Origin of the sequence: Bacteroides sp. ET336, assembly GCF_024733815.1 — a bacterium.
In the GTDB taxonomy this organism is placed as follows: domain Bacteria; phylum Bacteroidota; class Bacteroidia; order Bacteroidales; family Bacteroidaceae; genus Phocaeicola; species Phocaeicola cellulolyticus.
Window position 1 is genome coordinate 235,353 of record NZ_JANRHK010000004.1, and the last position, 23,925, is coordinate 259,277.

At 39.2% G+C, this 23,925-nt stretch carries 13 protein-coding genes and 2 pseudogenes; 3 read left to right on the forward strand and 12 right to left on the reverse strand.

Annotated features, from left to right (window positions below; genetic code table 11):
- The gene (locus tag NW213_RS06590) at window positions 1–1,107 is read right to left on the reverse strand and encodes an efflux RND transporter periplasmic adaptor subunit (RefSeq protein WP_258322221.1); all 1,107 of its coding nucleotides are present in this window, start codon (window positions 1,105–1,107) and stop codon (window positions 1–3) included.
- Window positions 1,108–1,365: 258 nt separating this feature from the next.
- Here NW213_RS06590 and NW213_RS06595 point away from each other — a divergent pair, with 258 nt between their 5' ends.
- On the forward strand, window positions 1,366–2,199 hold the full coding sequence (locus NW213_RS06595) for an AraC family transcriptional regulator (RefSeq protein WP_204390979.1): 834 nt from the start codon (window positions 1,366–1,368) through the stop codon (window positions 2,197–2,199).
- Window positions 2,200–2,405: 206 nt separating this feature from the next.
- Complete coding sequence (gene mnmA, locus NW213_RS06600) at window positions 2,406–3,458, forward strand: tRNA 2-thiouridine(34) synthase MnmA (RefSeq protein WP_258322222.1); 1,053 nt, start codon at window positions 2,406–2,408, stop codon at window positions 3,456–3,458.
- Between the two features lie 167 nt (window positions 3,459–3,625).
- On the opposite strand, the gene NW213_RS06605 is transcribed toward mnmA, so the two are convergent.
- Genes NW213_RS06605 through NW213_RS06615 form a run of 3 tightly spaced genes read right to left on the reverse strand, consistent with a single transcriptional unit; the run spans window position 3,626 to window position 9,963 of the window.
- Window positions 3,626–5,857, reverse strand: a complete 2,232-nt coding sequence (locus NW213_RS06605; RefSeq protein WP_258322223.1) for a hypothetical protein — start codon at window positions 5,855–5,857, stop codon at window positions 3,626–3,628.
- A gap of 23 nt (window positions 5,858–5,880) precedes the next feature.
- Complete coding sequence (locus tag NW213_RS06610) at window positions 5,881–8,073, reverse strand: hypothetical protein (protein ID WP_258322224.1); 2,193 nt, start codon at window positions 8,071–8,073, stop codon at window positions 5,881–5,883.
- Between the two features lie 30 nt (window positions 8,074–8,103).
- Entirely contained in the window at window positions 8,104–9,963 is a 1,860-nt protein-coding gene (locus NW213_RS06615) for a hypothetical protein (protein ID WP_258322225.1), read from the reverse strand.
- Window positions 9,964–10,324: 361 nt separating this feature from the next.
- Here NW213_RS06615 and hepB point away from each other — a divergent pair, with 361 nt between their 5' ends.
- Window positions 10,325–12,667 (forward strand): heparin/heparin-sulfate lyase HepB, encoded by a 2,343-nt coding sequence (hepB, locus tag NW213_RS06620; RefSeq protein WP_258322226.1) that lies wholly within the window; start codon window positions 10,325–10,327, stop codon window positions 12,665–12,667.
- Window positions 12,668–12,729: 62 nt separating this feature from the next.
- On the opposite strand, the gene NW213_RS06625 is transcribed toward hepB, so the two are convergent.
- The 8 genes and pseudogenes from NW213_RS06625 to NW213_RS06660 all read right to left on the reverse strand — a co-directional run bounded on the left by NW213_RS06625 (window position 12,730) and on the right by NW213_RS06660 (window position 23,923).
- Window positions 12,730–13,908: a heparinase II/III family protein gene (locus NW213_RS06625; RefSeq protein ID WP_309148287.1), complete on the reverse strand. Its 1,179-nt coding sequence runs from the start codon at window positions 13,906–13,908 to the stop codon at window positions 12,730–12,732.
- Window positions 13,891–15,105, reverse strand: a pseudogene (locus NW213_RS06630) (DUF4962 domain-containing protein); the annotation flags it as partial. The gene NW213_RS06625 and the pseudogene NW213_RS06630, both read right to left, overlap by 18 nt.
- A 66-nt stretch (window positions 15,106–15,171) precedes the next feature.
- On the reverse strand, window positions 15,172–16,443 hold the full coding sequence (locus NW213_RS06635) for a sugar MFS transporter (protein WP_258322227.1): 1,272 nt from the start codon (window positions 16,441–16,443) through the stop codon (window positions 15,172–15,174).
- A gap of 157 nt (window positions 16,444–16,600) precedes the next feature.
- Complete coding sequence (locus NW213_RS06640) at window positions 16,601–17,560, reverse strand: ROK family protein (protein ID WP_258322228.1); 960 nt, start codon at window positions 17,558–17,560, stop codon at window positions 16,601–16,603.
- An 11-nt stretch (window positions 17,561–17,571) separates the two neighbouring features.
- Window positions 17,572–19,200 carry a Tat pathway signal sequence gene (locus tag NW213_RS06645; RefSeq protein ID WP_258322229.1) on the reverse strand — a complete coding sequence of 543 codons (1,629 nt, stop codon included), beginning with the start codon at window positions 19,198–19,200 and terminating at the stop codon, window positions 17,572–17,574.
- Between the two features lie 66 nt (window positions 19,201–19,266).
- A pseudogene (locus NW213_RS06650) lies at window positions 19,267–20,799 on the reverse strand (sulfatase); the annotation flags it as partial.
- A gap of 228 nt (window positions 20,800–21,027) precedes the next feature.
- Entirely contained in the window at window positions 21,028–22,326 is a 1,299-nt protein-coding gene (locus NW213_RS06655; protein ID WP_258322231.1) for a DUF4995 domain-containing protein, read from the reverse strand.
- Window positions 22,327–22,543: 217 nt separating this feature from the next.
- Window positions 22,544–23,923 (reverse strand): sulfatase, encoded by a 1,380-nt coding sequence (locus tag NW213_RS06660; RefSeq protein ID WP_375338117.1) that lies wholly within the window; start codon window positions 23,921–23,923, stop codon window positions 22,544–22,546.
- Window positions 23,924–23,925: the final 2 nt, after the last annotated feature.

The window sequence follows — 23,925 nt, forward strand, 5'->3', positions numbered from 1 at the left end:
TTATTTCACCTGAGTTCCTTCGCGAAGAAGACCTGCTCCCTTAGCTACTATTTCATCGCCCGGATTAAGACCTTCGAGTACGATATACTCGCGTCCGTCATTATAGGCGGCAACCTTAATTAATGTTGTCACAGCCTTGCCGTCAACAACCCTAAACACTGAAATCTTATCTTGTTGTTTTACTGTAGCTTCCTGAGGTATTATTATATAATCATTGTATGTACTTGGTATCAACACCTTGCCGGATGAACCGCTCAACAACAAACCTTTCTCGTTAGGGAATACGGCACGTACGCCAACTGTACCAGTCTGTGTATCTATTACTCCACTGATAGATTCAATCTTTCCTTTTTCTGAATATGTAGTACCATCGTTCAGTTCAAGCGATATTTCCGGCATTTTAGCTATAGCCTCATCCATAGAACCATAGTCACGAACCATACCGAGTACCTGATTTTCTGTCATAGAAAAATAAACATACATTTCAGAGTTATCAGAGACGGTAGTCAACGGCTGTGTCATAGACGGACTTACCAATGTACCTACACGATATGGCAACATACCTACCACACCATTGCTAGGACTTTTCACTTCAGTGTATGACAAATCGTTACGGGCATTGACTTCCTGCGCCTCTGCCTGTGCCAATTGGGCTTTCGCTGTCAAATACTGATTTTCCGAAGTTTGCAATGTAAATTCCGATACTACCTTTTTAGCATACAGTTCCTTATTACTGTTATAAGTCAATTCCGAAGTAGCCAATGCAGCCTGTGCCGACTTCACATTTGCTACTGCAGTATTAAGCGCAGCCTTGTAAGGAACCTGATCGATAATGAAAAGCACCTGGTCTTTTCTTACCTTCTCACCTTCTGTTACACATAATTTCTGTATTGTACCTGATACCTGAGGCATGATATTGATATCCTGGCGTCCGCGGATTGTAGCCGAATAATTTGTTTCTACAACTTTGTCAGCTTTTGCCACAACCATTGTTTCATAACCACCGGTTTGCATTTCTCCTTTTTGAGTTTGTCCACACGAAGCGAACCCAATTGCGCAACCAACTATTCCCATCAGTTGCAACCATTTTTTGTTTACTGTTACCATATAAATCTTTTTACTTTAAAATTCGTGGCAAAATTAAGTTAATTGCGAAGAACGTTAATTTTCTTTTTTACAGCACAATTGTTCAAAAACGGAACTCACTGTCCGCTTTATAAATTATTAAGACCTTAAATATTTTTTATTTAACGAAGAATAAATAATAAAAAAACAACGCAATATATTACAGAATTGCAATTTTAGATACTATTTTTACTATGTATTTTTATTGATATAAATTGTTATTAACAAAATTGAAACTATATGCATATATTTCAACTGCCAGATGATGAAATTTTCAAAGCAGGAGCAGACAAGAATGAATGGCTACCTCAGGGTAAAACCATGAAAGTAGATGTAGATACAATTATCTTTTGCAGAAAAGGTACTGCCCACATAGAAATAGACCTTATCCCATACGAACTGGTAGCCAATACACAGCTAATAATAATAGCCGGGAGCATAGTACACAATATCAGCAATAGTGACGATTTCAAAATCTCATATATAACATTCAAACACGAAGTTTACGACGAAGCGACAGCACAACTGGAACCTTCGTTCACTTTTTTCCTGAAAGAATATCCCTGCGTACAATTAGGAGAAAAAAGAATAAACAAAATGAACTATCTGGTAGAAGCTATGAAAGATTTCTATAATGAAAAGACCAACTGTTTCAGAGTAAAAATCTTCAAAAACAATATCCAAAGTTTCCTACTTGATGTATATGACAAGACAAGAACCCTATTTAAAATAGACAAATCGGAGGAAGTGGGAAGAAGAGAAGAGCTGTTTATAAAGTTCATTCATCTGATACACAAGTATTGTCCACAACAAAGAGAAGTAGGGTTTTACGCAGAGAAACTATACATAACATCACGCTACTTATCGTCAATAACACAAAATGTTGCAGATAAATCAGCCAAATACATTATCGACAAACATGCAATACAGAGAATAAAGATAATGCTTAAATACTCGAATATGTCCATACAGGATATCTCGTATGAATTAAACTTCCCTGATCAATCATTCTTCTCAAGATATTTTAAAAAGCATACAGGCATGAGCCCATTAGAGTATAGAGCAAAACCTTAATAAGTGTATAACATACGGCAATAATACTAAATAGTGTTATAAAACATAAGTTTTCGCGCACAAAACTTGCAGATAACGGAAAAGTCCGTACCTTTGTACTGTGTTTTTCATAGTATTAGATTTTAAGGTTAACAAAGGTTGGAGTACAGCGGTACTCCTTTTTTTATGTCCTTACGTCAAGCTATCACTTTCAAGGAGACAGAATTATGGAAGAAAACAATAAAGTATTATTAGGGATGAGTGGAGGTACAGACAGTTCTGTAGCCGCTATGTTGCTTTTGGATGCAGGATACGAAGTTACAGGAGCAACATTCCGCTTCTTTGAAAAAGATAACAATACAGAATATCTGGACGACGCACGAGAGCTTTGCTCCAGACTTGGCATTCCGCACATTACTTACGACCTCAGAGACAGATTCAAAAAATACATCATAGACTATTTTATAAAGGAATATATGACAGGGAGAACCCCTGTTCCATGCACGCAGTGCAATAACTATCTGAAATGGCCTATACTTAAAGAAATTGCCGACAGGGAAGGAATATACCATATTGCCACAGGACATTACGTACAAAAAACATTATGCGACAGATATTGGCATATCAAGAGTGGTACAGACCCAGACAAAGACCAGTCTTTCTTTCTATGGGGACTTCCACAGGATATTATGAAGCGGATGGTACTGCCATTGGGAAATATAACCAAAACAAGAGTTAGAGAAATAGCAGCAGAAAGAGGCTTCATGAAAGCTTCCGTAAAGAAAGACAGTCTTGGAGTATGCTTCTGCCCTATGGATTACAGAAGTTTTTTAGGAAAAAATGTGAATCCTGACTTAATCAGACCCGGCATATTCTGTGATGAAGAAGGCAATAACATTGGGAAACATGAAGGATATCCCTTTTATACAATAGGACAACGCAGAGGATTGGGGATATATATGAACAAGGCATTGTTCGTAAAAGAAATAATTCCTGAAGAAAACAAAGTTGTAATAAGTGACAAACTGTCTTCGCTTGAACACAGCGAAATGTGGCTCACGGACTGGAATATAATAAATCCGGAATCCCTGTTGGGTAAGGATGATGTAATAGTAAAAATAAGATATCGAAAGCAGGCGAACAGATGTACCGTTACAATGACCGGTGACGGACTGTTACACGTGAAACTTCATGAACCGTTGGCGGCAATTGCCCCGGGACAAGCAGCTGCATTCTACAGGGGTAATATTGTCCTCGGCGGAGGAATCATAAACAAGTAAAAAGATTTCTAACGGAAAGAAAACTTCATCGCGTGCTTTTATCTTCTATAAATATAATCTATGTTTATACAAATACAACTTGCATTCTTATAAACATAGATTATATTTGTAAAAACACAAGTTGTATTTATAGATAATGTCAGTCCGTTTAGTGTTTACTGACAGTATCAATATATGTATTCCACATCAGACTTCTTAAATCTCAGGATACGGGTATCATTCGGACCTGCTGAGTTCTTTGACGGATAAAGGCCATTCATTCCACCCACGAAAAACCATCCCTGACCATTTGATGGATTATGAACGGCAATCAACAGATTGTTGTAATGGCCATGATTTATACCGTTATCATTCCACTGCGGACTTGAGCCATACCACACAAGCGGCTCATACTCTGTCTCCGACTGATTATACATAGATATATAAATAAGATCTGTCAGTGACACTGTTCCTACGGTAACATCATTTCTTCTGCGTTGCCTGCGCTGTATAGTGGTACTTCCATTCCAAGCTGTAGTATGCGAACCATCCCACATCAGCCAAATAGTTCCGCTTGTAGAATTGAATACTCTTTCAAAGTTCTCCATGGATGGCAATTCATAGCCGTCAGGAGCCAGAGCCTTAGCGTCTATCTTATTTATATGCTCGGTACTTGAAGAATAACCTTCCAGTTTCGCCACTCCTCCATCGTCTATTACCTGAAATCCTTGTGAACTCTTACCTTGATAATTCCATTTCCAGAGATTGAAGAACTCATCAGCCGTACAGTCCCTCAAATAATCGAATACTGTCTTACCGGCCATTACCGCAGGATCTGCCGATGAAAGAATCTGGTCTGAAAAGTTTTTTGCATCACCTATGGCATTATACTTACACCACCATACTCCATTAAGCTTTGTAACAGGCAATCCCCAGTTACGGCGTGAAATAACGTATTCCTCTTTTTCAGAGCCATCAGCCGAATTATTTATTACTATGCGTGCCTTCTGTACTCTGCCGTTTGCAGTCTTATCATTAGGACGCCATCCTCCAATAATACGTACCCTCTGACCTGACGTATCAAGTTTAACCCATTCGTCTTCTCCCTCGTCGTACTCAACAGTTATCGACTTCGATGCCGGAACTGTAAAGACACCAAGCTCATTATCTATATATTTTCCGAAATCGAATGATGCATTGTCTTCAAAATGTATCAGTCCTTCCAGTTTAACCGGATGTTCAGACATTACAACATTTATATAATCATCAGCATAATTCTCATTCAGTCCTTTACGATGAAACATCAGTTTTCTCTCTACACGTTCCATACCAGGATACCATATTTTCTTTATTAGGCGAAACAGATTCTTTCCTACATTCTCCGCTCCTCCTATACGTTCAACGGTCATTGGAAGTTCAGGATCGGCTATCAGCTCCAGTTCATCGTCGCAATCTATGGAGAGAACGAAATCCGAAGCATAGTGTGACAATACTATTCCCCTGCGGTCAGAATCCACCTCTGTATTTGCAGGAAATGATGTTCCTTCCACGTCCACTGTCAGACCTCTTTCGTTTGGTGCAAGATTAAAGTCACCTCCGTTTTCCCAATCTGTTACACTTAAGGTTACCTCAGCCTGTACAGATGCTTTAAACACATTTATAGTATAAACACAGTTTCTCTTTAGTATGGAAGGCATAGCAACTTCTTTTTCCACAGTTTCGCCATCTACATTTATGGTCAACACTGCAGAGATATTCTCCGAGGCCTGTTCGCACAGATAAGCCACTCCATATGTGTTACCGGTAAGAGGAGTTTCTATGACAGGAGTAACATCGTTGTAACCTGTACTTTCGGGTGATTCTACAGTATGACGGCGGTTCAGATACGACTTCTGTGCCACATTCCTGAACATAATAGCCGGTACAGACAAATCGTGTTCTCCTGAAACGTTGACATCTATACGTGCTACTCCCCTATAAAGTTGCAAAACTCCATGGGACATGTCTGACAAGTCAATAACTCCACTCATATATCTCAGGTTTACACCTCCCTTATGTAGTATTGTGGTTGACAGCCACTCCTCCTCAGTCATACCTATATTATAAAAAGAAGAGGAATTATTTCCTTCTATATTGGCAACCATATAAAGACGCCCCTTACTGTCATCTATCTTGATGCCGGCCAAAGGATCTATATCAGCATAAACGCGTGTCATAACACCATTCTCAAAGAGACAGGCATGAAGTATTCCTATCTCCTTTGTTTCTGCTGTTTCATCATTTCCGGAACTATAATTATATGATGACACGCGTGGTAATATAACAGAATCTGTTCCACTATGCTCGTTCATCGCTTCTTTATCTGTACATGATATTACAGCAAGCGAAACAATTATAGCAAGTATGTTCTTTATAGACATTTATTTTTTTATTTACAGATTAATTAATAAATATATTCAACAGGAGATTTCACACATCTTATGGTTCTGGTTTTCTGTGCATTGCTTGCAGCGAACTTGAACCAGTTTCCTCTGCCATCAGTCTTGGAATAACCTTCGATCAGCCATGTACTGCCGGAATTACCGTATGTGGCAAACTGAATCATTTTCTTAGATATTCCTGTTTCACTCCACTGATGACCGAGACCGCATAATACAAGGTGCTCTCCTTCATACTCAAAATCGTAGAAGGTTACATTTCCGTACTCATAGCCCAGGAACATGGCTTCTCTCTCTACCACAGAGAAGTTTAATCTCTGCCCCAAACCATTATTGAACGCGCCAGGATTAAAATAACCTAAATTACAGTCAGTTCCCCAGGTGAAGAATCTATAATCGTCATAATCAGGTATTTCATAACCGTCAGGAGCCATATAACCAGGGGCTAATGTGCCGAAATTATCTGTTTTCGTAGAATATCCATCAAACAGGAATCCCGTACCGTCATTCTTCAATTTCAGACCATCGCGATTACCAGCCTGATACTGGTCGCCAAGAACATTAAGGTACTCATCGTCCGTACACTCAGCCAGATAGTCTGCGATACTTCCACCACGGGCAGGATCGTTTGAAACAAGAATCTGGTCGGTAAAATCTTTAACGTTTCCACGAAGATTGTATTTACACCACCATGTACCGTTTATGTTTACTACTGGAAGTCCCCAATTCTGTCTCTTTACCGTATAGGTTTCATTGTGCACACCTGACACGTCGGAAATCAAAATTCTTCCTTCTTGTATTCTTCCATCAGCATCAGCGTCATTCGGGCGCCATCCTCCCAGAATACGGTATGTGCCATCCGCTGTTTCTTCCAGTTTCATCCATTCCGGTGAGTTTTCGTCGAATTCCAGTCTTATCGTTTTATCATCCGGAACACTCAATACAGCCAGTTCACCGTCTATATATCGTCCGAAATCGCAAACATAGTTGCCGTCAAAACTCAACTGTCCCTGCATCTTAACCGGATTTGCCAAAAATACAAGTACGACTCTACCACGTAATGCATCACCGTTATGTACATTAACATACATATATCCGTCCACACTACCAATCATCTTATTACTGCTGTTCACATTCAAGCTGCACACATTATCAAGATTTCCGGAACGAGAAACAGTGACATCAACACCTTTCACCAAGCCATCCACATTCACAGTCGAACCTAACTCACCGCTTATGGCAAGACTGAAGTTTGTTTCCCATGATGGTATAAAAACAGAATCGCGTGTTTCATTAACTCTAATGCCATCACTCAGTACTGAGTTATCAACATCTACAAAAGCATTTCTAAGTCCGTCTGAGGTTGTTCCGTCGCCTTCCTGCCAAGAAGCTTCAACTACTTTTACTCTAAAGTCTTCACCATCAGCATAAACTTTAAGAGTATAAACCTTATTGCGTGATATGTCCGGCAGAACAGTTTTCAGTCTGTGCCATGAGCCTGAGGATGTAACCATTATTTCTACTTCAAAGTTATTACCTTCCTGGTGCGGAAGATAAAACAATGTTTCTTCAGCAGCTGTTAGTGGACTATCAGCATAATCTTTCACCATATCAACCGGCTGAGGAATCTCTCCACCATTACCTCCCTCAAGTACATAACCTTTAGGGCAAACATTCTTCACCTTTACACTATTCACCGAAAGGTTATTGATTGGAGAACTTATATCTATTCGCGCTACAGAACGTTTCATAGCTACTGCTACAGACGATGTCTGTCGGCTTATAGTTGACATACCGGACAAAAACATTCCACCTGATACCATTTCATCGGCTCCGGCAGTCATTGCCTGGAAATCTGATTCAGAGGTCACGCCTACTTCAAAACCACGACCGGAAACGAGATTTCCTGCGTTAATCATAAAATATACATTACCACTCATGGCAGAAGGCTTAAGAGACACTACTCCATCTGTTCCCGGCTCAAGCGTTTCAAACACCTCTGTTAATATGCCACCATAGAAACGATATGCTGACACATTCTCTACTGCATCAGTTTCTGCGGCAGAAGTGCTAAGCAATGATAGTCTGGCAGCAACTACATCACCAGATGAATTTCCAGAGGATATGCTGTCATCACTACATGAGTAAAGAGAAATCAATAATAATGCAGATAATATATTTACAAGTCTTACTCTCATATTGAAATATTATTTATGATAATTCAGATATTAATTGTATTTATGAGGATTTGAGGCACTCTTTAGATAAACAGGCGAGTCTATAGGCATTTTGCCAATATTGTCAACATAAAAATTATTCATCAGCTGCTCTGCCCAAGGACCATATGTGAACGAACTACTGTGTCCGTATCCCATAACGTGTCCCAATTCATGGAACATCACGCTACATGCATAACGGTTTGAATAATGTTCGAACCATCCTCGCTGATATGCTCCAAACACACTCGGACTACCCAAACCGATAACACCATTACCCGGATAAACCAGTCCTACCTGAAGTGTCTGTCCACGTCGCATCTTGGCCAATACTTCCTCCACCTTTACAGGTTGTTTATTATCATCGTATAATTTACCTGCATTCTCATGAAGAATAGCTTCGTGCTCATCCATATCTATCATATAGGTAAAATTAAGGAAGAAAGCTACAGATTCTCTACAATGTACCGGACGGATACCCATCCAGTTACCTACAGGACCTCCATCTTCGCGTGAAGGGTCTCCACCAAAGAGTCCCCAGTAAAGTGTCCATCCGTGCTTTATTTCCTGTAGTTTTGCCCAATAAGGATCTGATGACAGTACCTTTAACTCCGCTCCGGCTATGGCGGCAGCGTCAAGTGCTGGAACATTGATTATGCGACCGCTCTCAGTACGACACATAGTGCCTTTCTCTACCAGTGGAGATGACTCATAGAAATCGCAGAAAGCAGGAATAGAATCGAAATATGCAAAATCGAAATATTCATCATCCACAGCTGCTATACGTGCTCTCAATGTAACTCCATAAAGTACACGTGGAGAATAAAAACGCATATGCAGACGCCCATCATCAGTAATGGAAAGCTGTAATGGCTTTGCCGTGTTAAAAGTGCGCTGAGACCTGTTCGTATAAACAGACACCGGTTCATCATCATCCAGAATTCGTGCATGATTTCCAGCTCTGTAGGCATCGGCAGTTATATACATCACCGGCGAAATGTCATCAGGATGCTTTACCGCAGTACTTACCGTATGTGCATGGTTCGGCAATACTTCCTGCTGGTCAAAATTGAAATCAAGAACAGTCTTCTCATCAAGATAGTTTACTGAAGTATGGAAAATATCTCCTTTTAAAACAGTACCGGAAACTGTAGGCATAAACAGATAAGGAATATCCTCTCTTAAAACCATATCGTCTATAATACCGTCACTTTCTCCCGTAAAAGCACCTCCACCTGTTATTGATGTATAGAACTTTGATTCAGCAAGTCTCACTCTTTTCTCGACTGTTGCATTACGCACATATCGGTTGTTATATACAAAATTGAAATCCAAACGACCTACTATCCTGTCCTGTGTTACTTCGCTATCAATGCTGATAACTTCAGTGCTACCTCCTTCAGCAGGAACTAAACGGACTGTAAACGGTGTACACGAATAAAAATACTCTGCTTCCAAAGGTTTGTGCAGATCCGAAGGAAACACCAGCCATTCATCATCCATACTTGATATTTCATTTATCTCGGCACGATCGGCCGTTTCATCACCCTTTATAGCCAAAACTAGCAGGTTATAGTCTCCCTCATGAAGACCTTCGGCATATATTTCCGAAGTTAGCGCATTATATTTGCCATGTACTGTAGTCATTACATCGCCTTCAGAGTCGGCTATGTAGAAAAAGACTTTGTCATAATCGCCTGTACTCGCAGATTCTGTACGCGAGTTAATGTCACCTATGTATGCAGACTTTTTCAAACGAAAACGTATGCCACTGCGTCCAGAACCTGTATTACTATTATTCATCATCTCGTCGTTAGTACACGACACCATAAAAAGAAGGCCTATAAGTGCAAATAGTGTTATCCTTTTCATCTCAAATTATTAAATGTTATACGCCTATCAAGACAAAAAGAACAGCAGGTTTGTTCAATGTCAACGACAAATATTTTACTTTTTCGAGCTTTTTTGATTTAAATCAATATAAAACGGCGGTAAAAACTTCACATCACATAAATTATAAAAGCATTTTGTTACATGTTAAAATAGAGTATAAAAGAAAAACGAAGTAGTTTTCCAGAACTCCGAGAAAACATTGAAATAGAAAGAGGTGTAATAAAATGACATCACTATAAATCTTTAAACAAAATCACAACTATTTTCCACAATATTATCACAATTATAAAAGCCGAAAAAATACCTTTGTCTAATATTAACAATTTTAATTACAATTCACATGAAACACACATTTATATTATTGACACTATGTATCTGCTCGTTTTTCAACAACATCTACTCTCAAGAGTTGAGCAAAGAAGTAACCTGGTGTAATATGGACGGAGTGTCTGTACCAATACCTCCTAAGACTCACCCAAGACTTTATATCCGTCCAAATGAAATTTCAGAACTAAAAGAAAGGCTACAAACACCTGAAGCACAACAAACAATAGCTGTGCTAAAAGGGCTTTCCAAACCTAGAACTGCCATTGAAGAAAAAGCAGAAGGAAACAATCACGGTTTCAGATATTATTATAAAATGAGAGGTATAACCAGTGAAGTTCAATTACAAGCACTAGATTATCTTGTTAATGGGAAGAAAGAGCAAGCCAGAAAAGCCATTACGGCAATGTTAGACACATTAAAGAATACTAATTTTGGAATAGAAAAAGACAATTCAAGAGCAAGCGGAGTCATGCTTATGGTTGGGGCTATGGTTTATGACTGGTGTTTCGATCAAATGAAAAAAACTGAGAAAGAAGAATATATAAATTCATTTATACGAATAGCCCAAACAATGGAATGTGGTTATCCTCCCCGCGACAATCAACCAATTTCCGGTCATCCATCGGAATGGATGATTATGCGTGACTTATTATCCGCCGGAATAGCAATATATGATGAATATCCAGATATGTATAACCATGTAATAAAAATGCTATTCCGTGACTACATACCAGTAAGAAATTTTTTCTACGAAGGACAGAACTACCACCAAGGAACGAATTATATTCATGTTCGTTTTGCATGCGATTTATTCCCTTTATGGATTCTTGACAAAATGGGTGCAGGATGTGTATATAATTCGTCTCAACAATTTGTACTGTATGATATAATATACAGAAGGAGACCTGACGGAGTTGTCTTGCCTTCTGGTGATGATTACCCTCAGAACCGCCCTACTACACTCACCTTTCCACTACCGATGTTCCTTGCTTCAAGTTACTATAAAGACGAATATCTGGCATATGAATTTGAAAGGAATCCACATTTGGAAAATTCCGGAAATGAAGTTATGAATCATTGTCTTATTTTTGACCTGTTATGGAGAGACTATACTCTAAAAGGTAAGTCTCCAGACGATCTACCATTAACACGTTTTTACGATTCTCCTTTTGGATGGATGATAGCCAGAACAGGATGGGGGAAAAACAGCGTTATAGCCGAAATGAAAATAAACGAACATTTTGTGGGTAATCATCAACATTTGGATGGTGGAAGTTTTCAAATATATTATAAAGGTCCTCTCGTGATTGATGCAGGAGCATATAGCGGTAGTTCAGGGGGTTACAACAGTCCACACAACAAAAATTATTTCAAACGCACTATCGCGCATAACTCTTTATTAGTTTATGACCCTAATGAGAAATTTGCCTGCCACAATTATGGAGGAGCAAACAAATCAAGTTTTGCCGCTAATGATGGAGGACAAAGAATGCCCGGTGATGGTTGGAAAACATGCAACAGTATGAATGACCTGTTATCCGATGAATATACTGTGGGAAAAACAATCGCCCATGGATATGGACCTGACAATAACATGCCTGAGTATTCTTATTTAAAAGGTGACATTACAAAGGCATATTCAAACAAAGTAAAGGAAGCTAAGCGTTCTTTTGTTTTTCTTAACTTCAAATCGGAAGTAGTTCCTGCCGCATTAATAGTATTCGATAAAGTAGTTTCTTCAAATCCTGATTTCAAGAAATACTGGCTTCTACACAGTATAGAGGAGCCTGAAATAGACAATAACTCAATTACAATAAAACGGACTAAAAACGGTGATTCCGGCATATTAAAAAATCATGTTCTACTACCTGTTTTACAGAACGCTTCAATAGAGAAAATTGGTGGTCCGGGTAAGGAATTCTATGTATTCGGCCAGAATTATAAAAATGATGCTTTAGAATCTTATCCTGATCCCGCAAACGAACGTGGAGCATGGAGAGTTGAATTATCACCAATACAACCATCAGAAGAAGATTTATTCCTGAATGTCATGCAAATGACAGACAACATTGATAAGACTTACGAAGTTAAACGTATAGATTCCGAACGCATTGTAGGTGTCCGGATAAAAGACAGAGTTGTAACATTCAGTAAAGGAGGTGATGAAATAACAGGTAAGTTTGGTTTCACTATTAACGGAGAGGGAAAATACAAATTTGTAATCACAGATCTTAAAGCCGGCAACTGGCAAATAAAGAAAAACGGGAAAATAATTATCCCAACTCTTGAAGCCAAATCAGATGAAGGAACACTATGTTTTGAAGGAACCGCCGGAAAATATGAGTTTAACAGATAAATTAAAAAAGATGGTGTGTCATAATGACATACCATCTTTTTTAATCATACAGATATCTAATACTATCTTCCTTGCTGTATCTCGCCTTTACTGCTTACTTTAATAGCAGCCGGACGCGAAGCATCCATCTCCGCTTCTATTTTCGTATCCCCTATTGTCCATTTTCCTTTGCCGTCAGCTTTTATTTTCGGGAGTTTGGTTCCTTTATCTTCAAGCTGTATTATAGTAAGGAAACGCATTGAACGGGTTTTCTCCGCATTGGAATAAGTGTAATGATATGAAAGCGGTGTTCCTTTAGGATATTTCTTTTTGAAGTCGATAGCCGGACTGTAATAACTGTCGGTGAACTCCCCTTTGAGCTTAGTACTGCCATAAACATGGGCAGAAGCTACTGTGCGGTCAGTTTCCACACGCATGGAAGTATCCGTAAGCGGCGATGAAGGCAAAACTGTATGCAGCAGACTGCTCCATGTCACAGGGCGGTCGGCCTCAAGCTCGTCATATACCACCACTATACCGGGACGTACAAAGAAAAGGTGACGGATGAATTTCTTCAGACCCGTTTCGCCGAATCCTTCCGTAATCTTATGTTCTTCAAGGAAACCAAGGAACTGTTTGTCGGTAACGGGACGGTAGGCGTGAGATGCATCGCCACAAATATATGAGATATGGCGTCCTTCATTATGGGCTATGATATGTCCGTATCCTTCATGCCCGAAAGCCTGACCCATGCCGTCTATAAGAATGGTGTTATGAGCACGTGTATGACGATACGATGTCAGAGAATGAGGATCGGAGAACGATGTATAGAAACCGGTTGAGTAGAATATACGTTCTCCACGACGCGAAATATTGAATGCATTCTGATTGGCGTGCATGTGTCCCTTGGCTCCGAACGGCGACGAACGGAAAAAGACAGTCGCGTCACGGTCGGGAGAAAGAACGTCTGTATGCAATGCGGCAGCACCTGTACCAAGAAATACTTTGTCGTGACTCATTTTGTGTGGAGCAGCCCCGTCGGAAGGAGATATGATGATATTGTTCACTATCTGATACCAAGGCTCTACTTCGGCAAGCGGTTTCTTCCAATAGTTTTTCTTAAGTTCCGCACCGTAATATGTGTTGTCCGGACGGAACGACGCAAACAGGCGGTAAAGAGAATAAGGATTGTCCTCTTCACAGCCAAGCACAAGCATCTCGGAATGTCCTTTCAGACTGCCGCTCGCCACACGGTCATGCATATCGCCGAATCCGGACACCGGAGAGGCAACGGGAGAGAAGTATGTCAGATAATCGGTGAGCTGACGGTACCATTCCATGCGGAAAACATCTATGCCGCCCACTTTCTTCATCAACAGTGCCATATCAACTATAGCCGTCTTGTTCACACTGTAATACCCTTCGCCTTCTGCCCATCCGCCGTCCTGTTCAGCCAGGTTAGGGAAACGGGCTATGAAAAGACCGTAAGTGTAGGCAAGCATTTCGCGTGCCGATTCAATACGGTCAAGCATAATGATGGAAGCCTTGAAATTGCCGGCAAGTTCCATCTGCCAGAAATGGTTCTCCACGTGACGGGCTTCGGTATATCCGGGCCACTTGGAAAGACCGTGACGAAACTGACGGTCGGCTATCTACTCTATTTTCTGTTTTGTCTCCGCAGAAAGTTTGTCGTTAAGGGCATCATAACAATACGACAACGCGCTCAGCACTTTGGAACCAAGAAGATCGTCGGTAGGCCATGTAAGGAGAATGCGTGTACGCTCCATAAGAGCATCATAGATGTCGTCTCTGCCCGTAAGAATATAGGCTTCGAGAAGAGAATGAAACATTTCAACTTCCTTGCCGGCTTTTTGGAGATACTTTCTCTCAAGGGCTGGATTGGAATCTCCCACAGGACCGTCGTAAGGCTCAGAGGCGAGACATTTCTCGGCACGGCTTATCATTGATTTATAAAGAGGATGCGAAGGAGCATCACGACGGATGTCTGCCATCGGGCGGCCATAATTGATTACGCGAGGATAAGCGTGTGATATTCCGGCGATAAACTCATTTGCCGTTGGAGTTTCCAGACCTTTCGAGTCAGAAGCTACAGTGAATGTATTTATTCCTGTGTCAGTCACATCATATCCTGTTGCTGACGACGGATTTTTACGGAGAATCTCATATTTCCAGTACCATTTGCCGGGCTGTAAGGCACGGTGGGGATTATAGAAACATGCGCGCTGAGCCTTACTCGCCATAGTAGAGGCATCGCTGAAATTCTTGTCGCAGCTGAGATATACATTATAAAGAACATCTTCATTGTGAAGATACTTCTCCGAAGGCCACAACAGAGCCACCGGATTTACGTGGAGAGTGGTATCTCCGGCAGGGAATGGGGAAACGCGCCATTCCTGGTAAGGACACTTAGGTTCGACGGCACTGGCAACTATAGCCAACAGAACCGAAAAAACAAAGATAATATGGATTTCATAAAAACATATATGATTTCTAAAAACTAAAGTCTAACTCTTCCTCTTAAACATCTCTTTCAGACTAACAGTCCTGTTATTGACCAAAGGACGTGCCGCAAATGCCACAAAAATGATATAAACCACAAAGAGGAATATTACGCACATTCCTACCTTGAGCGATGTAAAGTCGGCTACACTGCTTATTATAAGCGGACCCGCCGCTCCACCTACTATTGCAGAGCATAGTATTCCGGCAAAAGAGCCATGATTGGATGATACGGAATTAAGTGCAAGCGAGAATACGATGGAATACATCACTGATATACTGAAGCCTATTGCCGGAAACGCGAATACAGACATATCCTTGCTTCCGAATATGGCACATGCCAACAGTATCACAGTAACGACACCCGAAGCCTTCAGCAATGTCCTGCTGTCAATAAGTTTAAGCAGTATCATTCCCACAAGACAACCTACAGTCATCAGTCCCCAGAACAGACTTACCACCGAAGCTCCTTCCGTCTGAGGGTCAACTCCATGATATTGCTCCAGGAATGTAGTCATAAATATGGATGTACCCTGCTCTGTACTTACATAACAGAAGATTCCAAGGAAAAACATCCATACGAACCTTTTCTTCATCAAGTCAATATATGAGGACTTACTTCCGCTTTTCTCGTCTTCCTTAAACTCTATTTTAGGGAAATGTGATAGCAATACAGAAATTATCATCACAAGAAGCAAAGCTGAAAATACCCAGTAAAGTGAAACCCATGGCAGTTCTACCGGTGTAAATATGGCAAGGAGGTCAACAATAAAGTTCTTGCCCGACTCGTACGATACGGGAGCAAGACGTGTTATAAGCCATGAATAAACCAAAGGGCTAAGGAATGAAGCGATTCCAAACACGAACTGTGCCAATTCTGCAATGAAAGCATAGTTTTCTTCACCACCGACCGTTCTTTGCAAAGGGTTTATCACGGTCTGCAACATAGCCATACCAAGTCCAATTATAAAGGAAGATACTAATAGTGCAGAATATGTATGTACTATTCCGAAAGTTACAGTACCGATGAACGGCATCATAAACCCGCAAAACAAGACCGGCTTTTCTCCATATTTGTCAATAAGTATTCCGGCAGGTACAGACATTATAGCATACGCAAGGAAAAACGATGTCGGAATAAAACCTGCCATTGCCAGGTTGCTCAAATTGAAATTATTGATAATGTCAGGAATCAACGGTCCAAGTATATTCGTTATGAACGATATAGTAAACCAAAACGACATAATCAATATCAAATGTAATGTTCTTTTACTCATTTTTATGATTCATTATAGCGTTTTCATCGTTCCAAACATGTGTAACGATAATATTTCAAATAATTTTTTCCCTATGACATACCGTAAATGAACAACTTTTCATAGGGATAAATGAGACGTTTATTATTCTACCATCAATTCATCCAAGATATATAAATTACGAATTGAAAAGATTTACAGTCTGAAACACCATAGAAGCTGCTCCGAGGCTTCCTGCTTTGTTACCCAATCCTGCAGACACAATATCTGTATTGACAGCACAATCGGACATAGCATTCCTTAGAGCTTCAGATTTCACCATATCTATATAGAACTGTCCAGCATCCGACAGTCCTCCACCTATCACCACCAACTGCGGACTGAAAATATTAATAAAACCTGCTATACCCTGTCCCAGATATCGACAATGTCTATTCAGACAATCTACCGCAAGCGGGTGTCTCTCTTTATAAAGACGAACTATAAGCTCTCCGTCAACCCCTTCTTCAGGAATAGAGTATCCATATGCAGGAGCTTCAGATATGAACATTCTAACTAAAGCCGATGCAGAAGCATAATGTTCTAGGCATCCCGTTGCTCCACAAGCACATTTCTCTCCATTGGCAATCAATGGTACATGACCTAATTCTGTTCCACGATTGGCATAACCTCCAAAGAGTTTCCCATCTATAACTACTGCACCACCTATTCCAGTACCAACAGTAATAAATACGACATCAGTCATACCCTTACCTGCTCCAAAACGTGTTTCTCCAAGTCCCATCATATTGGCATCATTTCCAACCATAACAGGAAGTTTTGTCTCTTTTTCTATCAGGTCTGCAAGATAAACATTTTCCCATCCTTTAATATTCTCAGCACCACCCATTACTATACGTGATGTAGCATCAACTATACCAGGAGTACCAATTCCTATACCATCTACTTTTAGACCATTTGAAACAGCATAAGCATTTACTTCATTTACAGAATACAAGATTTGTCCGACCACGGCTTCAGCCGAAATATCAGCCTTTGACGGTACACGCCCCTGAAAATGAAATACGCCTTCATTATCAATTAAGGCGTATTTCACAGATGTACCGCCTAGGTCTATTCCTATAGCGTATCTTTTCATATTTAATAGATTTATACCCGTTCAACCCATATTGGTGTACCGAAAGCCCATTGTTGATCTTTCTGACGTACCCTCACATAATAATAATCTGTATCTCTCTCAGGTTCGTTATCTTCCATGTAATGTTCAATGGTATAACAATCCTCAGGCATTGCTCTATTGAAAAGTATAGCCTCACTTAACCATCCTATCATAAAATGGCTACGTGAACCGGCAAGCAATTCTCCCAACGAATGTTCAAAATGCTTTCCATTAAAATCAGCAGATAAAACTCCATCTTTAGGCATCTCCAATTCCAGAATTACAGCCTGAGTTGCAGGAGTTAATGTATTAGGGTTCTTAGTGGTGTAAAGCTTTAATTCTACAGTAGTCTCCGAAGTCGAAAGAATACGATTCACATGAGTGTGGAATTCTGTTTCACCTTCCTGCGGAGATGTAAATGCTGCTCCTCTGAAACACGGTGTTACACTGAGAATGCGCCCTTTATTGATACTTAATGCACCATTCCATGTAACATACTTTTCTTCTCGGTTCCATCCGAATTCAACTTTTACTTTACAACGTACTGTATCTGTTACAGGAGCAATAGGGTTCATAGGACCATTCATCCTTGCAAGCAGTTTGCCGTTCTTAATGACATCAATATAATCAATACAACTCTGTCCCTCAACATTCAGATATATACGACGTTGGTTTCCTCTTACAACGTCGCCCATAAAAGCATCATTAAGTCGGAAATCAATCAATATTTTATCACCGGTAGAACAGCATACATGACGATTAGCCATTGCATCCCACAATGCATCACGTGTAAGAGATGGTGCCAACACTCCCATACGTCCATCGCCATAACTTCCCGGATATCCGGAATGTTGGTCTGTAGAACCCATAAGACCAAATTTGTAACCACGCTCCAGACCACATAGTATTGTTCCTTCACACTGACGTGGACCCATATCGTGAAGATATGGATAGTCTCCCTGATCTGATTCTGCAAGACCATGGCGAGAATACATTTCTACGAAAGGTGTTTGTTTACCTTCAGTAAAGAAATCCCAATTATATCCTCTGTATCCAGTCTGGTAACCCATATGATGCGGAGTAATAAAGACTTTATGTCCACGAGCTTTCTGTTTCCAATCTTCAATGGAAGTACATTCCACCAAAGGAGCGTCAAGATCATAATTTAGCGCTACATGATCACCGTGCTCCATACTGTGAGCTTCATAACCGATAAATGCAAGAAATTCGCCTTCCTTATTATATTCATTAGTCATAGCCACATATTTTTCATAACCACCCTGTCGCAGACGTTTAAATGCACCTGTATGATAATCTATTACCCATTTTAAACGAGGATCATTTGCACCAGGTATATCAGGCCACATAGCATGCGGTGTAACGCTTACAAAATCCAACTGTGTCTTGGCTGCCTCGAAAGCATCGCGCATATCACCATGTCCATAAGTCAAATTACAATGATTATGAAGGTCTCCCCAAAACATTTTATAAGGAGATTTGCTTGGCATTATTCTTTTTGCTTCCTTAGAACCAGGAGTACAAGAACCAAGCAAGCTACCGGACGCAGCAATACCCAACAATGACCATCCGGAAACTTCTAAGAATTTTCTTCTATCCATAATATCTGATTTTAGATTTTTTATTTGAAAAAAATATATACCGGTATTGTATTAAAATAATACCCATCAATGATTTTTTATCCTATCCATAACTCTTCTGTCTCCTTTAAAAAGAACTTTTTCCTTTTCTTCAGGATCATTGTCAGCATATTCTTCTTGAGATTTCTCAAGTAAATCATGCATCATCTTTCTTACTTCACCATAAGACAAATTTTCATATACATTATTCATTTCATCCGGATCTTCATTAAGATCATACAATTCCCATTCATCTATATCATTATAAAAATGAATAAGTTTATAACAATCTGTACGTATTCCATACTGACGTTTTACAGAATGTTCTGCCGGGTATTCATAATAATGATAATATGTATTTTTACGCCAATCTGCCGGAACTTTTCCCGCATTATCAAGTATAGGACGAAGTGAGCGTCCCTGCATATCATTAGGTATTTCCACGCCTGCGTAATCCAAAAAAGTAGGTGCAAAATCAATATTCATACACAAAGCCTTGCTCTCACTTCCTGCCTCTATAGAACGCGGATATCGGATTATCAGCGGCATACGTGTTTCCTCATACATAAATCGCTTATCAAACCATCCATGTTCACCTAGGAAGAAACCTTGGTCTGAAGTATAAACAATAATAGTATTGTCTAGTTCTCCTATATCTTCAAGATGCTTCATCAGTCGCCCTACACTCTCATCTACAGACATAGCAGTAGCAAGATAATCACGCATATACTGTTGATACTTCCAACTCACAAGTTCACGTTCATTCATATTACCTTTACGATATTCTTCTATTCTTTTGGCATATACTTCATCCCATTTTTTTTGAACATCTTCAGGCATACGTTTATAAACCTTACATAAACGGTTAGTGGTATCACTTAGCATCTCATCTCTTGTAAGAAGTTTAAGATCCCAATCTTCAGTAAATGTCTTTTCTAAAGACATATCCTGTTCTTTTGATGCCTTTCCTCTTCCTTTATAATCATCAAACAAGGTCTGTGGTTCCGGGAAAACGGTATTATTGAATATACCCAAATGTCGTGGAGCAGGCATCCAATTACGATGTGGAGCCTTATGATGGAACATAAGACAAAATGGTTTGTTCTTATCCACTCTGTCAATATATTTTATAGCTTTATCTGTTATAATGTCTGTCACATAACCTTTCTCTACAATATTTACACCATTTTCATTAAAATCAGGATCATAATAATCACCCTGTTCTTCCTGTCCTGTCAAGATACTCCAATAATCAAAACCTTTTGGTTCAGATATCAAATGCCACTTACCCACAATACCAGTCTGATAGCCATTATCGTGTAAAAGACTTATAAAAGTAGGTTGATCAGAATTGAAACGACTTGCATTATCCGTAAATCCATTTATATGACTCATTTTTCCAGTCAGAATACAGGCACGACTTGGACCGGACAAAGCATTTGTCGCATAACATCTGTCCATCCGTATCCCTTCATTGGCTATACGGTCAAGATTAGGAGTTTGTATAAGATTTCCTCCATAACAAGACATTGCCTGGGTAGTATGGTCATCAGTCATTATAAAAACTATATTAGGTCTGTTATCTTTATGCTCTTTTTTATTACAACCCGTCACTGTGACACCCGCTACCGATAAGCAAAAAGCTTTAAATATTATATTTCCCATATTTAAATGATTAATATGCAAGCCTACTCCTTGCCTGCTTTTATTCGTAATGGTGAATTATTTAATCAAAAAGATTTTAAGTAACAAAAAATATGTTCTCGGCAAGGTCAAATCAAATTATTGACCTTGCCATAAATTAACATATCAACATTTATTACAGTTAGCAAACTTTATACCTTTCAGGTTCATGTACCTCTGCAAAGCTTCCAGATAATAATAATCTGCATAATTCAATGGTACATCTATTTCAGAACCATTAGGCAACGAACCTGTAGAATGCATAAGGATAAAGCCACAATTCTCGCCTTTTTTTGCAAGATAATTGTCTGACGAAAGACTTTTCAATATTTTTTCCGCATAGTCAAAATACACCTTTCCATCATCTAGCATTGCACTCATCTCAAGCAGCGCTGAAGCTGTAACAGCAGCAGCCGAAGCATCACGTGGTGTTTCCTTTGTAACAGGAGCATCATAATCCCAATATGGTATTGCATCTTCAGTTTTTACACGGTTCATTATCATATCTGCAATATTCTTTGCGAAATCAAAATATTTCTTATCACCTGTTTCACGATAACATGCAGTATATCCATACACAGCCCATGCTTGACCACGCGCCCAAGAAGAATCATCATTTTTACCCTGATTTGTTTGTTTACGTTCTACACTTCCATCATCATTATAACTAACCACATGCCAGCAAGTATAATCAGGCCTGAAATGGTTAGCCATGGTCTTATCTGCATGTTTTATTGCGACCTCCTTATATTTAGGATCTCCTGTCATCTTACTTACTGTAAACAGTAAATCAAGATTCATCATATTATCTATGATTACAGGAAAATTCCATGTTCCAAAGTCCCAAGAACGAATACAAGATATATCATTGTCAAAACGTCCAATAAGATTATCGGCAGTTTCTATCATTACAGCATCAATTGTATCATTCTTTGTCAGGCGTCGCGCATTACCATAACTACAGTTTATCATAAATCCAAGATCGTGAGTTCCATTATAATACCTCACAGGATTCAAAATATTGGTATATTGAACTGCTTCATTTTTCAGTTCTTTATTTCCCGTAAGCTCATATGCATACCATAATGTTCCAGGAAAGAAGCCACTAGTCCAATCATATATACGACACAACCTACGTTTGCCTTCTATCTCCGGAGACGGTTTCTTACGTAAAGAATCAACAAAAGTAGCGGTGTCTCTCTCTAATTGGCTTACTAGAAAATCCATATCATAGCCAACATGGATAGAACGTGGCTGCATACCAGTACCACTAACTTCTTTAGCAGTAAGTAACAATTGTGATGTAGCTCTATCAAGAGCATTATCTATCCATTCATTATCATCTGTCTTCTGTGTATTACCACAAGAAGCAATAACCAATGCTGTCATTGCAGCCATAAATAAGTTTCCTTTCATCCGCATCATATATATAATAAATTATTATTCAAGTAATCATTCTAACTTTTACAAATCTAATTATTTTGTAAAGGAGTACGTTTCAATAATGTATTGGAAAACACTTTCAAAACGATTATCGATAATAAATATGTATAATTTTATATCAATAATGTCTTACAAAAATTTCATACTACAAAAAAGGAAGATATTTCAATACAAAAATTGAAAAACAAAAAGCCATTTACTATAATCTGTCAGCTCTTCCTGGAACGTCATTCAATTGTCTTCTTGAAGGTTTAATTTTATTCATTCTCATCCATTGATCCATCAAATCACGCAAATGTTCCAATTCTTCATGATAAGCTTCTTCGACTACAAGGTTACGCATCTCACCCTTATCATTAATCATATCAAACATCTGTTCACGATTATTACCCTTATCATATATTACATATTTATAACGTGCCGTACGCAAAGCCCATCCTCTGGTAATTCCGCCATCAAATAAAGTCTCTGTTACGTTATATTCTTTGTGTTTAAAGGATGATGTACCGTTTTCCAAAACCTCTTTGAATGATATTCCATCTGATGATTTTGGACACTCTATACCTGCAAGATCACATATTGTGGCAAAAAAATCTACCCCATTATTAACAATCTGTGGAAGAACCGTTCCCGCATGTTTTTTCCCTGGCAAAGAAACTATTAATGGTATATTTACAACTTCCTCATATAATGCAGATTTCTGATTCCAATTGTGTGCTCCTACCCCATCACCATGATCGCTGGAAAAAATTACAACTGTATTTTTCCATAGATTCTTATCATCTATGGCATCAATAATCTTACCTATTTCCTTATCTATTTTTTCAACCAACCTATAGTAAACATAACGATACTTTCGCCAATCTTCTAAAGTATAATCAACTGATGGATAAACATTAAAATTGCTCCTCTTTTCGTATTCTATAACTCCTGCGTCATAAGGATTTTTAGCGAAATTAACTGGTAAGCCTGGACAATCTCTAACATCAGGCTCCTGAATATTACCATAAGGCAAATTCTGTTTTCTTGCATACTCGCATATATTATGTGGATTATCAAAAGAAGCGACTAAAAAGAAAGGTTTGTCATGTTTTTGAGAAATATATTCCACACAAGCTTCCGCTAACCCATAATCAGTATGAGGATGAAGTTGGGAGAATCCAAACTCACCGTCGGGTATATCTAAAACAGGTATATGCCATTTTCCTCCATATACACATTCATATCCTCCTGCAGACATCAATGTTCCTAATGTTACAGTTTTAATTGAATCAGGTATATTGGCACCATTACGAAGCATACCGGTGGTTCCAGGATAATGTCCTGTAAACATGGCACTTCTGGAAGGACCACTTAACGGAGCAGAACAATAAGCATTCTCAAAACGTACACCATTAGCAGCCAGTCTGTCCATATTAGGAGTTTTCAAATCTGGATTTCCGGTACAACTCATAGCAGAGGCTGTCTGTTGATCCGTAAAAATATAAATTATGTTAGGCCTTTGTTGCGTCATTGCAGTCATGGAGCTTACTCCAGACAAGAACAATGGCAACAACAATACATTATTATTAATATTCATAG